The sequence below is a fragment of the Oscillibacter sp. ER4 genome, assembly GCF_000765235.1.
In the GTDB taxonomy this organism is placed as follows: domain Bacteria; phylum Bacillota; class Clostridia; order Oscillospirales; family Oscillospiraceae; genus Hominicoprocola; species Hominicoprocola fusiformis.
Window position 1 is genome coordinate 1 of sequence record NZ_JPJG01000128.1, and the last position, 919, is coordinate 919.

The window sequence follows — 919 nt, forward strand, 5'->3', positions numbered from 1 at the left end:
AAGAGAACCTCCCCCTTTGAATCCCCCAAGAGAAAGGCAGGGGGCGTTTCGATTTCGCCCCCTGCACCCCCTAACGACCAAAAGGGAGGGGCACAGCCCCTCCTTTTTGGATTATCCTCCCCGCTCTTCTGACGGCGCGGCATTGCTGCGCTCGCCGCTTTGGCTGAGCACCAAACTACAACTTTTCTATTTCGATACGAAAAGCGTATTTTTGATAGACAGGAACTTCTTCTTTCTCCACCCTCATAAAATGTTCACAGCATTCAGAATCCGCCTGTAATTTCTTTCGTCTGCGGGCAACGCAATGTCCATAATTCAGCGGCACATATACCCCTGCACTAAGTACATAGTGCTGACGAAAATGCGTGCAATCCTTACAGGAATCCATATCGATCACCTCGAACTTATAATATGCGATTTTCGCATATATGTCAATATGCGTTTATTGCATATCCTATAATTATTGCGAGGTGAGAATGATGTATCAGCGACTTCGGGATTTGCGAGAAGACCACGATAAAACGCAAAAGGATATTGCCTCGATGCTCAATATCAGTCAGACGACATATTCCCGCTATGAAAGCGGAGCGCTCGAAATTCCCAGCGCCACGATCATTCGTCTTGCACGGTTTTATCATGTCAGTACCGATTATCTGTTCGGACTGACGGATGAAGACCGGCCTTACCCCTGCGGAAAGTATGGTGGTTAACGGCGGCGAGCGCAGCAATGCCGCCTTGGCAGGCACTATCGAAACGGAATCATCCCAAGTAGGCGCAATGCTTACCGGAAGTGCCATGGGGTGGATAATCCAAAAAGGAGGGGCAAAGCCCCTCCCTTTTGGTCGTTAGGGGTGCAGGGGCGAGATCGAAACGCCCCTGCCGTTCTCTTGGGGGATCAAAAGGGGGTATTCTCTCACGT

2 protein-coding genes are annotated in these 919 nt (G+C 49.9%); both read left to right on the forward strand.

Going from position 1 to position 919, the window contains the following annotated elements:
* A partial coding sequence (locus tag NI20_RS15535; RefSeq protein WP_206538576.1) for a hypothetical protein occupies nucleotides 1-280 on the forward strand: 280 nt, incomplete at its 5' end.
* Nucleotides 281-479: 199 nt separating this feature from the next.
* Nucleotides 480-710 carry a helix-turn-helix domain-containing protein gene (locus NI20_RS14870; protein WP_081958530.1) on the forward strand — a complete coding sequence of 77 codons (231 nt, stop codon included), beginning with the start codon at nucleotides 480-482 and terminating at the stop codon, nucleotides 708-710.
* Nucleotides 711-919: the final 209 nt, after the last annotated feature.